The organism is Flavivirga rizhaonensis, assembly GCF_004791695.1.
Taxonomy (GTDB): domain Bacteria; phylum Bacteroidota; class Bacteroidia; order Flavobacteriales; family Flavobacteriaceae; genus Flavivirga; species Flavivirga rizhaonensis.
Genome location: NZ_SRSO01000001.1, coordinates 218,995 through 232,763 on the forward strand (window position 1 = coordinate 218,995; position 13,769 = coordinate 232,763).

14 protein-coding genes are annotated in these 13,769 nt (G+C 31.7%); 3 read left to right on the plus strand and 11 right to left on the minus strand.

Going from position 1 to position 13,769, the window contains the following annotated elements; all coding sequences use genetic code 11:
- Positions 1-73: 73 nt before the first annotated feature.
- The 6 genes from EM932_RS00780 to EM932_RS00805 all read right to left on the minus strand — a co-directional run bounded on the left by EM932_RS00780 (position 74) and on the right by EM932_RS00805 (position 5,194).
- Positions 74-1,027 (minus strand): DUF4340 domain-containing protein, encoded by a 954-nt coding sequence (locus tag EM932_RS00780; RefSeq protein WP_135874488.1) that lies wholly within the window; start codon positions 1,025-1,027, stop codon positions 74-76.
- A 26-nt stretch (positions 1,028-1,053) separates the two neighbouring features.
- Positions 1,054-2,556 (minus strand): GldG family protein, encoded by a 1,503-nt coding sequence (locus EM932_RS00785; protein WP_170179683.1) that lies wholly within the window; start codon positions 2,554-2,556, stop codon positions 1,054-1,056.
- A gap of 104 nt (positions 2,557-2,660) precedes the next feature.
- Positions 2,661-3,383 carry an ABC transporter permease subunit gene (locus EM932_RS00790; protein WP_135874492.1) on the minus strand — a complete coding sequence of 241 codons (723 nt, stop codon included), beginning with the start codon at positions 3,381-3,383 and terminating at the stop codon, positions 2,661-2,663.
- Positions 3,384-3,385: 2 nt separating this feature from the next.
- Positions 3,386-4,315, minus strand: a complete 930-nt coding sequence (locus tag EM932_RS00795) for an ATP-binding cassette domain-containing protein (protein WP_135874494.1) — start codon at positions 4,313-4,315, stop codon at positions 3,386-3,388.
- 39 nt (positions 4,316-4,354) lie between these two features.
- The gene (locus tag EM932_RS00800) at positions 4,355-4,777 is read right to left on the minus strand and encodes a hypothetical protein (protein WP_135874496.1); all 423 of its coding nucleotides are present in this window, start codon (positions 4,775-4,777) and stop codon (positions 4,355-4,357) included.
- A gap of 24 nt (positions 4,778-4,801) precedes the next feature.
- Positions 4,802-5,194: a hypothetical protein gene (locus tag EM932_RS00805; protein WP_135874497.1), complete on the minus strand. Its 393-nt coding sequence runs from the start codon at positions 5,192-5,194 to the stop codon at positions 4,802-4,804.
- Positions 5,195-6,176: 982 nt separating this feature from the next.
- Here EM932_RS00805 and EM932_RS00810 point away from each other — a divergent pair.
- The 3 genes from EM932_RS00810 to EM932_RS00815 all read left to right on the plus strand — a co-directional run bounded on the left by EM932_RS00810 (position 6,177) and on the right by EM932_RS00815 (position 7,773).
- Positions 6,177-7,109 (plus strand): site-specific integrase, encoded by a 933-nt coding sequence (locus tag EM932_RS00810; protein WP_317129344.1) that lies wholly within the window; start codon positions 6,177-6,179, stop codon positions 7,107-7,109.
- Positions 7,110-7,131: 22 nt separating this feature from the next.
- A complete protein-coding gene (locus tag EM932_RS21325) occupies positions 7,132-7,401 on the plus strand; it encodes a tyrosine-type recombinase/integrase (RefSeq protein WP_369074039.1) in 270 nt (89 codons plus the stop codon).
- 108 nt (positions 7,402-7,509) lie between these two features.
- A complete protein-coding gene (locus EM932_RS00815) occupies positions 7,510-7,773 on the plus strand; it encodes an RNA polymerase sigma factor (RefSeq protein ID WP_170179684.1) in 264 nt (87 codons plus the stop codon).
- A 64-nt stretch (positions 7,774-7,837) separates the two neighbouring features.
- On the opposite strand, the gene EM932_RS21375 is transcribed toward EM932_RS00815, so the two are convergent.
- From EM932_RS21375 to EM932_RS00840, 5 genes are all read right to left on the minus strand, one after another.
- Positions 7,838-8,104 carry a sigma factor-like helix-turn-helix DNA-binding protein gene (locus EM932_RS21375; RefSeq protein WP_135874501.1) on the minus strand — a complete coding sequence of 89 codons (267 nt, stop codon included), beginning with the start codon at positions 8,102-8,104 and terminating at the stop codon, positions 7,838-7,840.
- A complete protein-coding gene (locus EM932_RS00825) occupies positions 8,013-9,332 on the minus strand; it encodes a sensor histidine kinase (protein WP_135874503.1) in 1,320 nt (439 codons plus the stop codon). Before EM932_RS00825 ends, EM932_RS21375 begins: the two co-directional genes overlap by 92 nt.
- Positions 9,333-9,385: 53 nt before the next feature.
- Positions 9,386-10,762, minus strand: coding sequence for a sigma-54-dependent transcriptional regulator (locus EM932_RS00830; RefSeq protein WP_135874505.1), 1,377 nt, complete (start codon positions 10,760-10,762; stop codon positions 9,386-9,388).
- Between the two features lie 294 nt (positions 10,763-11,056).
- Positions 11,057-12,328: an ABC transporter permease gene (locus EM932_RS00835; RefSeq protein WP_135874507.1), complete on the minus strand. Its 1,272-nt coding sequence runs from the start codon at positions 12,326-12,328 to the stop codon at positions 11,057-11,059.
- Positions 12,325-13,758 carry an ABC transporter permease gene (locus tag EM932_RS00840; RefSeq protein WP_135874509.1) on the minus strand — a complete coding sequence of 478 codons (1,434 nt, stop codon included), beginning with the start codon at positions 13,756-13,758 and terminating at the stop codon, positions 12,325-12,327. Before EM932_RS00840 ends, EM932_RS00835 begins: the two co-directional genes overlap by 4 nt.
- Positions 13,759-13,769: the final 11 nt, after the last annotated feature.

A 13,769-nucleotide genomic window follows, 5' to 3' on the forward strand; every position in this document is an offset into this window, starting at 1 on the left:
ATTTTATAATTTTTAAATACGTTCAAATAAAAATGTGATGATTAAATAAAGTAGGTGTGTATCTTAGTAGTGATTATTTTGAAAAATGGTCATGATTTACAAACAATCGCTTAAATAACCCTGTGGAATCACTTTCAACAAAAACATTTGGGTGTTGAGAAGAATTCATGATAAACTTATTTCCTGTAGAATCTCTATAAGCCTTCACAATAAGGTCTGCCATTGAATTACTTTGAATGGTCAACTTATAATCGGCTTTATCTTTTGGAGTAAACCCATCTACAAATTGTGAGCTACTTTGATTTTGTACTGTATTGAGATATTGAGCCACCTTGGTAGAATCTGTTGAAAGCATTCCCATAGTCCAAACGGAATCTTTTTTAGCAAGGGAGAAATCCTTATCACCAGTCTCAAATTTTAATTGCGTAATTAAATCTTTATCAACTTTTATAAATTCTGAATTTCGCCATGTGTTAAATTTGCGTTTAAAAGTGTTAGAAAGTCCACTTTTTGTAGCATAGGTTTTAGGATTGTCTTTTATTCTGAAATACGTAGTCGCATCCATGGAAGGTCGCCCTCCATATCCTGGATTTTGGGATTGCTTATAAGTTGTTTTTCCAAGATACAGTTTCGTGGCTTGTTCTTTGTCCCGTTCATGGATTTCAACACATTGCGCTAAAGAATCCGTTAGTTGATAAGCTCCCCATTTATCTTTGGTTTTAGCAACTAACTGTTCGGTTTTTATTTGCTCCAACTCTCCCAACGCATTCTTAACCGTAGATTGGTTAGCTTTGGTTTTAATAGTCCCCTGTGCAACTTCCCAACTATCATTCTCATTTGAAATAATAATTGGTTCTTCCTTTGTAGCTAATGACGGGCGAATGATAATTTTCTTTACTTGTGATGAATCCAACCGAATCACTTCAGATTTAAAATTCACACTGCTAGTCTTTTTAAAATAATTTGTCGCTACAAATAGTAGTACTAATCCAATTAGTACCGCTATTAATATGCTATTTTTTTTCATAATATAACTTAGAATATTATTAGTGGTTATTCATAATTTTCTTCTATTCTTCTACTACGTTTATTCCTGTTCATCTGCATTCTAACAATACCATAGATAATTACAAGTAAAATAGGTAGTAAAAAATTGAGATATTTCAAGGTTGTTTTAGTGCCTTCTTCCAAGGTATCAATTGGGCGGTATCTAATCCCTTTATTTCTTAGGTCTATCAACCCTGTGTCATCACTTAACCAATCAATGGCATTAACCATTAGATTGGCATTCCCTGATTGTATCTGTTGTTGCCCGTTATTAATGGGAAAATCCCCATCTGCAATGACACATATGCGTGATCGATTACCATTGGCATGCTTTTGTTCCAACACCCCAGCTATAACTTGATTTGGTGCATTGAAATCCTTTTCTGTCCATTGTTTTTGAATGTCAAAAAATTGAGGGGCTTGCATTGTTGCTGAATTTTTTGAAGAAAAAGCTAAGGGTGTGAATGTAGAAAGAGAATCTTTAGCCGTAAACTTTAACGAACTGGGAAACTGCATCACCACGGCTTCTAGACCTTTAGTTATTGGATGGTCTGCAAATTGGCTTACAATCGGGATATACGGAAAAGAAACATTCGACGTGAAATTAAAGAAGCCTTGTTGCTGTTGGACGCTTACGGTTGCACATTGCGCATCCACAACAAAATCTTCTCGTACTTCTAATCCCTTTTCTTTAAGCCACTTTTCTACACCTGTAGTAAGGGCACTGCCGTAAGTATTATTTAAATCTCCGTTTACCCGATTCAAAGCAACGAATAAGTTACCTCCATTTTCCAAAAATTTATCTAATTGGTTAAGGCTAGTTTCGTTAATAGTATCGGTTGGACGCACTATAGCTAAAGTCTTTATATTTTCAGGAACAGGCATACTATCGTTTACCTTAGTAGACTTAAAATCATATAAAACATCTAAGGCTGTTTTTACTTGCGAGAGCTCCGAAATTGTGGCTTGCCCGTAACCTTCCATAAAACCGACTTCGAGTTTATCGCTTACGGCAATCTTTTTTATTGATGATGACAACAAGTATTCTAAAGGAGCCCCAGGCTGCATAAATGGAATTACTTCTTTCTGCTCTTCTAACTCTAAAACGGCCCCTAAAAATGCCTGCTGTTGTTTCATTTGGTCTTTCTCACGAACATTAATCATGACTGGATTGATACCCGCTTCAATAGCTTCTCGCTCTGTTTCTTCATTTTCATTAGGGTTAATAAAGGTAAATACCAGATTATCATCTGAATTTCGAGCATATTCTATTAAATACTCCTCAAAATTGCTCCTAGTCTTTGCAATATCGGGTGGAAGATTCTCAGAAAAATAGGCTTTAACTGTTATTGGATTTTCTAAAGACTTCATTATATCTTCTGTTGCCTCACTTAAAGTGTATTGCTTGTCCTCGGTTAAGTCTATCCTAAAAAAATACTGTTCTGATACTAAGTTTACAAATAGAAGAATACCAAGAACCAATAGAATAGTTATGTATGTTTTTTTCATTTGTTTATAATTATTTTTTTCAACGGTCTCATGTAACATTCATTTGATCATCTTCCCGATAGCTATCGGATTAGTAATGAATGTTTCATTTGATATAATATTGATTAAGAAAAATGTCTTTTAGATAGGGACCACTCTCCAAGGTAAAGACCCAAAACGGTTATGGAAAGAAAATAAACCAAGTCTTTGGAGTCTATAACGCCTCTTGAAATAGATTCAAAATGGGATTGAAGATTCAAGGCATCGAAAATCTGACCTATACTGCCTGTAAAATTCTGGGCCAATACTCCAAAAATAATATGGAAAAACAGACCGATAAAAAGAGCGGTCATAAATGCAACAATCTGATTCGTTGTAATACTACTTGCAAAAATTCCAATAGCCGTATACGTAATACTCATTAATAATAAGCCAAAGTAGCCACAAATAGTACCTCCATTGTCTAAATTTCCGATATTGGAAATTGTGATAACATAAGGTAATGTTGCCAACAAAGCTATACATACTAACAAAACCGAACCTAAAAATTTGCCTAATATCAATTGGCGGTCAGATACCGACTTAGTCAACAAAAGTTCCAATGTCCCTGTTTTTCTTTCTTCAGCCAGCATTTTCATGGTTATGGCTGGAATGAAAAAGAAAAGACTCCATGAAGCAATACTAAAGAATACACGTAAGTTTGCCTGACCTACTAGAAAAATATCGTTTCCATAAAGCCATGTAAAAAAACCGCTGAATCCTAAAAAAAGACCTAAAATAATATAAGCTATAAGTGAGTCGAAAAAGGTTGCCAATTCTCGTTTGGCTATAATCCATATTGTTTGCATATTTAGTTTATTGTTAAGTTTCTAAAAATATCCTCTAGTTTTGTCTCTAAAGGTGTGAGTTCGGTCAATACCCATTTTTTTTGAACACATAGATTAAATATATTCCGTTTAGAAGTCTGTTCTGCAAGGCTTTGTACTTCAAACAAATTTTGATTTTGTTGAACATATTCTACAGATTGAACGGAATCCAATTCTTTCAAGGATTTCAAAATTACATCAGCTTCACCATCCTCAATACGAAGCTTTAGCACTTCATTCCCTTGCGCCTGTTTTCTTAGTGTTTCTGGTGTTCCGTTTGCCACTATCTTCCCTCTATTAATAATGAGAATACGATCGCAAGTAGCCTCTACTTCAGGAAGAATGTGAGTACTAAGAATGACTGTCTTTTCTTTCCCCAAATCACGAATTAGCTTTCTAATCTCAATAATTTGGTTTGGGTCCAGCCCTGTAGTAGGCTCATCCAAAACTAGAATTTCTGGATCATGAATCATAGCTTGTGCAAGACCTACACGTTGCCGATACCCTTTAGATAATTCTCCTATTTTTTTGTGTTTTTCTCTGTTCAAACCACAAATCCCAACCATCTCACGAACTCTTTTATTAATATTGGATTTGTCTATTCCTTGAAGAGACCCACAAAACTCCAAGTAATCTATCACAGGCATATCTAGGTATAGCGGATTGTTTTCTGGGAGATAGCCAATATGTTTTTTTAAATCATTAGAAGGATCTATAATACTTTTACTACCTATATGAATATCACCTTTTTCAATTCCAATATATCCGGTAATCATTTTCATTGTGGTAGATTTCCCTGCCCCATTGGGGCCTAAAAATCCAAGGACTTCTCCGGTCTTAACATCAAAGCTGATATCGTTTACAGCCGTTTGAGGCCCATAAGTTTTGGTCAGTTTTTCTATTTGTATATCCATATTTGATATATCACTTAATTAATTTGGTTAAACATTAATTTAAATTTTATTGGGAGGTGATTGTTCTCTTTTGGGTCGATGCTTTTTAATAATGCTGTCGAATTGCTTATGATGATCTTCCAATCTTTGCTGCAAAATGGAATCGAAGTTGCTAAAGTTTTTGAGGAATAGGTTAGGGAATCCAAAATCTAAATCATCAAAGGTATCCCCAAAGAGCATTGATTCTCTATTTGGGAAGAATTGTTTCATAATAGAATCCATTTTCTTAGCATCCATGTTAAGATTGCTGCTACTGGAATACCTGTAAATAGAATCATATCTGATGAGATTTCCATCTTTATCAAATTCCTTATTTACTTCTATTTTTTCCTCAGGCTGTTTTATTGAATCTTTTTTTTGTGCATTAATGGCCACATTAAAACTTAGGAAAATTGTTAAGAATGTTATATTTAACTTTTTCATGATGCTTTAAATTATTTTGACACTTTATGAAGCTTCAACAAATTCCATCGTACTTTTTGCATTGTCCTTTTTTGTTAGATGAATTTGCAATGTATTATTTTGAAACTGAGCTGAATTTATATATTGGTATTGCTTATAAGGCAGGAGTATATCAAAATCCAGATACTTTTTGTTAGCTTCAAACAAAGATGAATTCCTTTTAAAATCAAAGGTGTTTTTAGGTTGTTTTATTTTTAAAAGGAGCCTTCCGTTTTGTACACTTATCCTATAATTTCCTCTTTTAAGGAAATTCGCCGAAATAAGAATATGAACTCCCGTTGTATCGAAATCCATTTGAAATTTTTTAAATCTCAACGGAGGAAAAGAATGGGTTACAACCTGATTATTTACTTTTTTAATTTTGTTTAGTATATTCATGGCTATTTTTTTAAATTATACTTAGATGTTGGTAAGTATTCGTCTAAAGAAACAGAACGAAAAATGATTTGTGTACTAAAAAGGCAAGACTATATGAAATAGAAAAATTCCTTAATCGATACGCTTAGATACTTATCTGTAAAACTTAAATTCAAAAAGTTTAATTCCTAAAAGAAGAATAGGAAAAATTAATCGGAATGTCTTTTGAAAAGATTGTAATTCCGAAATAAGCCCGCTTGTTATACTATTTGGCATTAACTTGCCTGATATTTTCCCAATTGACCAAACAGAAAACACGGGCGAAAAGCTATTTTCTCGTTTAATAAATTGCATTCTATTGCTATTTTAAATTTTGTTAAAATTAAGAAATCAAAAAAAATACCAAAAGTTAAAAAAAGTTAAAATTTCAGTTTATTACTGTCATTTATTCTTAGGCCGTGCCTATTATTATAAAAAAACCTGCTTGCACAAGTTATGAAATAGTCCTCTTTATTAATTAAATTAACATTTTTATTTCATCGGTCTGTTAAAGCGAACGTTTTCTAGGACTGATATTTACTAGTAAATATTGAAGTAAATAAAATTTGTTTTCCCTTAATATTATTTTTAATTATGAATTATACAAATGATATCTTTGACACTATCAGATAAGTAAGGGTTTTACTTTAAGTTCATTTATAGTATCGTAAACAAATCGGCTAACAGTTTAATTTTTTAATCTGTAATTAATTGATATATAAGATTTTATTTGAAAAGGGTATAATCCTGCCACCCCGACTTTTTATAAAATCAAATAGAAACAAAAACTTAGTAATCGTATGATTATCAAGTTTTTGTGGTTTTATAGCTAATATTTTATTTGATTTCATATGATAAAAAAAGTTACCTATTCGGTTACCTTTTTAAAAAAATCAAAAAGAGGTAACCAGATTATTTGATTTGACTTTCGTTTTTGATGTTCAATTTTTAAAAACGAAAACACATGAAAAATGCAAACACCTTCAGTATTCTGTTTTGGCTAAAACTAGCAAAAACAAAAAATGGAAAAGCACCACTTTACGCTCGCATATCTGTAAATGGTAAAAGAGCAGAACTATCTTTAAAAAGAAATGTCGTTATTTCCCAATGGGATACCAAAAGAAATCGACTCAAAGGCTTGACGACTTCCAGTAAGGTTCTTAATAATCATTTAAAAGAAGTTCACCACAAATTATTTGAAGCCTACGGGGAGCTTCAAAATTCCAATACGCTAATCTCCTCTCAAAAAATAAAAGCCCGCTTTTTAAAACAAGACGGATCTCATTATGCTATAACAGATATCATTGAGTATCATAACGAGCATATGAAAGAAACTCTGCGCTGGGGAACCCAAAAGAACTATTATACAACTTATAAATACATTTTTAAATTTCTAAAACAAAAGCACAAAACAAGTAATATTTTCTTATCAGAATTGAATTATAAATTTATTATTGATTTTGAACGCCATTTAAGGCATCAAAATAATATGAGTAACAATACGATTATGAAACATATAGAACGTTTAAGAAAAATGGTGAGTTTAGCTTTTAAGATGGAATGGATAGATAAAGACCCCTTTGTAAAGTTTGAAGCAAAATATGAAAAAAAAGAAAGAAGCTTTCTAACTCAAGATGAACTACTACGAATAGAAAACAAAGAATTCGATATCCATAGATTGCAGCTAATCAAAGACTTATTTGTGTTTAGTTGTTATACAGGATTGTCCTATGGCGATGTAATGAATTTAACCAACAATAATCTGTGTATTGGAATAGATGGCAAACAATGGATAAGTTCATATAGGCAAAAAACGGACATTCCAATAAAAATACCATTACTCAATAAAGCCGCAGCAATCATATCGAAATATAAAGGTCATCCAAAGTCAATATAATAAGAACACATTATTTCCAAGCATATCAAATCAAAAATTAAATTCTTACTTAAAAGAAATAGTAGACTTATGTCGAATAAAAAAGAACATCACTTTTCATATAGCCAGACATACTTTTGCAACTACCGTAACTTTAAGTAATGGTGTACCTATAGAAACCGTATCAAAATTATTGGGACATTCTAAAATAACTACCACTCAAATTTATGCTAAAGTGATTGAAAGAAAGGTCAGTGAAGACATGCTAAAACTTGACGGCAGAATTCTAAATAAAACAAATACTTATTTATAAGAAACGGCTTTAAAAAAACATAAAAATTAAATACCTTAACATAAAATTTGATTTAATTTTGGTTTATTTGTTGAAATGAATAATAAAATATTCTCCAATAAAGAGCTTATGGAACGTGTAAAGCGTTCAGATCACAAAGCATATAAATTGTTATATGAGAGACTTTGGGAATCGCTATATATAAAAGCGTTTTCAATGCTTGGTGATAAAGATCTTGCGAAAGATGTTATTCAAGATATATGGATTAGTCTTTGGGAAGGAAGATCTGAAATTAAGAATGATAATATTGAAGGCTATTTGATGAATGCAGTCAGATTTAAGGTATATAACGAATTTAGAAACTTGAAATACCAGAATTATTTACTCTCTTAAAAATCTAGAACTAATAGTTCACTTTTTGCTGACGTTAAACAATTTGTAACATTTCGATTTGTTTTTAGACAATAATTAGAAACTTATAAATGAAATACAGCCATTTCTTTCTTGTCAGTAATCCATCAAAAACATATAAAGAGGCTTTGCTGGCCTTTAATTTTTTAGCAATTTCATCAAATTTTAAACTGCCAAATTTATTAAGCTTTAAAACTTCTTGACACACAGGAGGCAGTGATTCAATAATTTGTCCTAGTTTCTGACGTGTCAAAATTAATAGTGAATTTTGTAATACCGTCTGTGTCGGTTTCCAAAGAGAATTTATAACCATGATTTCTTAATACTTCGCGTATTAGCATGAGCCCAATACCTTGGCCGTCATTTTTTGTACTAAAAAAAGGGGTGAACAATTTGTTCTTAATATTATCTGGGATTTTTTTACCGTTATTACTTATAATTAAGCGTAGGGGAGAAGATGATGTTTCAATACTAATAGTACCATTTTCTTTTATGGCTTCAACAGCATTTATATAAATGTTATGAACAACTTGTTCAATTTGAGTGCCATCTGCCAATATTGTTACTGGTGTTTCAGATAACTTCCATTCGGTGGAAGTCTTATTGTTATTATGCTTTTCTAATAAAGACTTTTGGTTAATTAACAATTCATTTAAATTACAACTAGACATATCTGGAGGTGGTATTTTAACAAAATTGGCGAAGTTTGCCGTGAAATTATTAAGACTCTTATTTCTCTTAATAGCAACATTAATAACATTGTTAAATTCTTTTCTATCTTCCTCATTAAGAAATTTTTCATAATTAAGTGTAGACTCTAAAATAGAATTTATGGGACCAATAGAATTGTTAATTTCATGAGACATCATCCGGATTACTTTTTCGTATGCCTTCTTTTCCGTTTCTAGGGTTACGTTGGTAATTTCTTCAATAAAAATAAAATAACGTGTATGACCTTGGTCTATAAAATGTGATTTTTGGCAACGTATATTTTGTATCCCAGAAATTGTAATAACAGATTCTTCCTTATCCATTTGGTCTATTTCATGGAAGATTAAATGGTCTATTTCATTTACTTTTTTACCAACTACCTCATCGTTTTTTAGCCTAATAATCTTTTCAGCTGATGGGTTAATAGAATTAATATTCTTGTTTAAATCCATTAATATAATACCAACGGGAGAGGCTTTTATAATCTTATCTAAAAAATGGTATTGCTCTTTTTGTAACACACGTTCATCGCGTAACTTCTCTATCATGTTGTTGTAAACAGCAACCATAGAATCTAATTCATTACTCTTAAGGGGCACAAAAGTATTGCTATAATCATTGTCTTTAATGAGCTCTGTACCTGTAACTACAAGGTCTATAGGTTTTCTTGTTTTGTTGTAAACAATGATGCTAAAAACTATAGTAATTAAAAGGCCAATTTCCCCAAAAATAAGTAGTAAAGGGCGCTCCATAAAAAGTAAAACAATGAGGATACCTAAAAGTAGATTTAAAACGAAGAGCAGTAAAAAAAGTTGATGTTTTATCTTCATTTAATATCTAACTTTTGAGAAGACTTGTTTGTAAATAGTAATGTTTTCTTCTGTTAATTTTTTAAAACCCTAATATCATATTTTTCTAACCTTCTATACAAAGCGCCTCTACTTAACCCTAGAGCATTGGCTACTTTACTAATATTATGATTAAAGTGTTCTAGTGTTTTAATAATCATGTTTTTTTCAATCTCATCCATAGACATTTTTCCTGGGGTTGGAAGTTTGGTTTTGTCGGTTTTTGTAATATTGTTTTGTAACTGATTTTTAAAGTGCTCTATTTCAAGTATGCCTTTTTTATAAATTAAAGCAGTACGTTCTATAAGATTTTTAAGCTCCCTGATATTACCATAAAACTTAAGCTTTGATAACCATTTTAATGCATTATCGCTTATTTCTATACTATTAAATCCATATACTTCTTTGGTTTTATTTAAAAAATATGTGGTTAGTTCAGGGACATCTTCTGTACGTTCTCTTAAAGGAGGCAGATAAATGGTAATAAGGTTTAACCTGTAAAACAGGTCTTCCCTAAAAAGGTTTTTAGAAAGCATATCTTCTAAATCTCGATTTGTTGCGCATATCACCCTAACATCAGATTTTTTGGTTCTGCTATCTCCAACGACCGCATAGGTTTTGTCTTGTAAAACACGTAATAATTTAACCTGACTATTTAAACTCAAATCGCCTATTTCGTCTAGAAAAATGCTGCCTTTATTAGCAAGTTCAAACCTACCAACTCTATCATATTTAGCATCGGTAAAAGCACCTCTTTTATGGCCAAACATTTCACTTTCAAATAATGTCTCTGGAATACCCCCCATATTAACCTTCACAAAAGCTTGATTTAACCTCAAGCTATTTTTATGAATGGCTTCTGCAATAACTTCTTTACCCGTGCCACTTTCACCTAAGATAAGTACAGGCGCATCTGTTTTACTTATATTGCCTACGGTTTCCAGAATGGATAAAAACCCTTGAGATTTTCCTATAATGTTTTCAAAATTATAAGTTTTATCTAAGTCTTCCCTCTTTAATTTATTGGTTTTTGTCTTTTTTACTTTGCTAGACCCAATACTGGATTTTATAGTATTTAAAAGTGTTTTGTTGTCCCAAGGTTTGGTAACAAAATCGTATGCCCCAAGTTTTATACCTTCTACGGCAAGTGGTACGCTTCCCCAACCAGATATTAAAATAACTGTAATCTGATTTGATATTTTTTTTATCTTTTTTAGTAAGCTAAGTCCGTCTTTTCCGCTGGTGTCTATTGAGAAATTCATGTCCAGTAAAACAAGTTCTGGGTGTTCTTTGTTTATTTCTTGTAGTGCTTCTTTGGGTGAAGCAACAGCATTAGCCAAAAAACCTTCTTGTTTTAAGAAAAACAATAGGGAGGTTCTAACAGCTACATCATCATCTACAATTAATATCATGCTTTGCTATTTGTTTTAAGTACATAAATTGGCTAATTAACTTTGTTAAAAATAAACTATTTTAAATTTAAAAACGTAATTGATATGCTCTTTGAATTAAAATAATATCAATAACGTCAGTTCGAGTAATTTTAAGATGCGAAAAATTGTATCGAGAACCTTTACAAACTAAAATTATTTTTTTCGACACAAATTTTACTCATTTCAATCGTAAAAGTCACTCAAATTGACAGAATTTCATCAAAATACGAAATCGTTTAAAACGTACAATTTCTTATAGAATTGAGATGAAAATTATTCATCTTTTAAAGCAATTGCAGGATCTATGTTTGATGCTTTTATTGCGGGAAACATAGCAGCAAAAAATATAATTAAAAGAATAACAGCTGTAGCCAACAATGTTGCTTGTATAAAAATGGTTGACCCATGCGGAATCACTTTAAAATACCATAATTGTACCGTAAATATAAAACCTAATATAATACCCAATATGGCAACTAAAAGTGCTTCTCCTAAAATGATGCTATAGATTTTAGACTTAGTAGCTCCTACAGCTCTGCGTATTCCAATTTCTGAACGCCTTTTGGCAATACCATAATAGATAACTCCTATAAAACCGATGGCGATGTTTAGTAATAAAAAGGTTAATAGTAAAAATACATGCAGTGTCCGTTCATATTCTTCAGCATTTCCCTTTTTCTTCATTTTTTCAAATGATTTGATAAAGAATTTCCAATCTGCTTTTTCTGCTTCTGGGATGCTTTTTTCTGCTGTTTTCATTAATCGTTCTTCAATATTGGCAGGTTGGTTTTCAGATTTTAGTTTCACGGTTATTTCAATACCTCCAGCTAGATTCATGCCGAATAATTCTCCCGAACTGCTTGGTCGCTTAGCCATATTAGGGTCATTACGATAAAAAAATGAAGGGTTAGCTTTTTGAAACTCACCTGTACGGTAATCTTCACAAATACCAATAACTTCATAATTAGATTCATAACCACCAGGAAATTTTTGAGTTACAGTTTTTCCAATAGCAGGTTTTTCTTTAAATAAACTATCTGCCAATGTTTTTGAGATAACCAATGGGCGAAGCTTTAGACTATTATGACTCATATTAAACCAGGTGCCTTCAATCATTTTTAAGCCTATAACGGTGTTAAAATCATCGTCGGCACTGAACTCCATGCCTTCACTTCTTTGATCTTCAAAGAAAATAGGACGTGGAAAACTTCTTGAAAAGGAATAGGGTTGTGATAGGTTAGTAGAAAAACTAATACCCTCTACTTCTTCCATAGCTAATAAATTTTGTTTAACACGTTTAGCAGTTGCCAATAGGGCGTCCTTTTTTTCGATGTACCTAGGCCCTATTAAATCGTTGTCTGCATTTAAGGAATATATCTGGGAAGCTTTATCTGAAAATTCTAAAGGTTTCCAGTAGTCTTGATACATATTAACCAGTATGGTAAAGAAAAAGGTGAGTACAAAAAACACAATGCTTATTTGAAATAATAAAAAGAGATTGCGCTGTTTTCTGCTCCAGGTGATTTTAAATAGATGTTGTATCATTTTATAAGTCCTTTAATGGCGTTTACTACATTTAGTTTAGACATTTTGTAAGCTGGTAAAACTCCAGATATAATACCAAATATTATGGCAGAAATAAAACCAATAGATAGTACCCTCCAGTTAAGTTTAAAAGCTCCTACCACATCTCGTAAAGGATTGCTGTTTAATAATAAATCTTCCAGAATATTAAAAGCTAACAATGTAAGCACTATACTTAGAACACCGCCTAATAGTGCTAGTATGATGTTCTCGATTAAAAATTGGCGTACCAAGTGTTTGGTAGTAGCACCAAACGATTTTCTAATACCAATTTCTGAAGCGCGATCCCTTATTTGGCTACTGTTTAGATTTACCATATTTATTATAGGAATACTTAAAAACAAGATTGCCATAAGTATTATAAAGGTTTTAAATTTAGTGTCCGCTCTCATGTATTCTTTTTCTTGCTGTTCTACTGAAGGATTACTTCTTAAAACTTCAGTATTTAAGAAGGTTAAAGGAATAAGATGGTACATGTCATTTTGAATGCCTGGGCCATAATCTTTAAAGGCTTTTAAACTAACATCATTAAAGTCTTGGTTTGGTAAAATGTCTCCCATTAAACGGGGGTCTGGTTCTGCTATTACACTTTCATAATTTTTTTGATACCATGTAATAAGTTCTTTTTTTAAATGCTCCATGGTAGCACCATCTTTTAAATAAAAAACGATTATGTCGTCTCGTATACCTACTTTCATAATCACTTCTTCATGATCTTCTTTGGTTGTAATAGGAATCCAAACATCTGCAAATTCCCTACTTTTCATACCTACATCTTCTACTATGCCTATAACAGTGTAAGCTTTGCCATTAACATTTATTGTGCTTAAAAGAGCATCATCAGAATTAGAAAACAAGTTGGTTGCAGTATTAGCATTAATAACTGCAAAATTATTATGGCTTTTTACATCTTCATGCGAGAAAAAACTACCATCTAATAATTTAAAACGCATCATATCCCAGTAGCCAGCATCAACATATTTATAACTAATAGTAGTGTAATTACCTTTATGTAAAAAGCCATATTCATTATTACCTCTTTGGCCATAAATATTATTACCATTATTAAATGTCATACTTCCTACAGATTCTAATGTATTTTGTAATTGTTTATAGGTTTTATAGGTGTTACCTATATTTTCCATCATTTCTTCTCTTCCATAGAATTTGGCAAATGGCTCAGATAATCTTGATTTTGCAGGAAACCCTTCAAAGTAAACCATTTTTTTAGTGTCTTTTATGGGGTATACATTACCGTATTTTAAGTCAAAAACACTATACATAACCGTAATAAAAGCCAATGTAAAACTAATACCCATAAGGCTTAATGCGGTTACAAGTTTTCGTCGCATCATAACGGCGAACGCCATTTTTATATAATTTTTAAGCATGTTTTTCTTTT

Bases quoted from the DNA above. Each gene is read 5' to 3' on its own strand.
- EM932_RS00815 (WP_170179684.1), top strand. From the start codon at position 7,510: ATGGAACGTGTAAAGCGTTCAGATCACAAAGCATATAAATTGTTATAT.
- EM932_RS00780 (WP_135874488.1), bottom strand. From the start codon at position 1,027: ATGAAAAAAAATAGCATATTAATAGCGGTACTAATTGGATTAGTACTA.
- EM932_RS21375 (WP_135874501.1), bottom strand. From the start codon at position 8,104: ATGGTTATAAATTCTCTTTGGAAACCGACACAGACGGTATTACAAAAT.
- EM932_RS00825 (WP_135874503.1), bottom strand. From the start codon at position 9,332: ATGAAGATAAAACATCAACTTTTTTTACTGCTCTTCGTTTTAAATCTA.
- EM932_RS00840 (WP_135874509.1), bottom strand. From the start codon at position 13,758: ATGCTTAAAAATTATATAAAAATGGCGTTCGCCGTTATGATGCGACGA.
- EM932_RS00835 (WP_135874507.1), bottom strand. From the start codon at position 12,328: ATGATACAACATCTATTTAAAATCACCTGGAGCAGAAAACAGCGCAAT.
- EM932_RS00790 (WP_135874492.1), bottom strand. From the start codon at position 3,383: ATGCAAACAATATGGATTATAGCCAAACGAGAATTGGCAACCTTTTTC.
- EM932_RS00795 (WP_135874494.1), bottom strand. From the start codon at position 4,315: ATGGATATACAAATAGAAAAACTGACCAAAACTTATGGGCCTCAAACG.
- EM932_RS00800 (WP_135874496.1), bottom strand. From the start codon at position 4,777: ATGAAAAAGTTAAATATAACATTCTTAACAATTTTCCTAAGTTTTAAT.
- EM932_RS00810 (WP_317129344.1), top strand. From the start codon at position 6,177: ATGAAAAATGCAAACACCTTCAGTATTCTGTTTTGGCTAAAACTAGCA.
- EM932_RS00785 (WP_170179683.1), bottom strand. From the start codon at position 2,556: ATGAAAAAAACATACATAACTATTCTATTGGTTCTTGGTATTCTTCTA.
- EM932_RS00830 (WP_135874505.1), bottom strand. From the start codon at position 10,762: ATGATATTAATTGTAGATGATGATGTAGCTGTTAGAACCTCCCTATTG.
- EM932_RS00805 (WP_135874497.1), bottom strand. From the start codon at position 5,194: ATGAATATACTAAACAAAATTAAAAAAGTAAATAATCAGGTTGTAACC.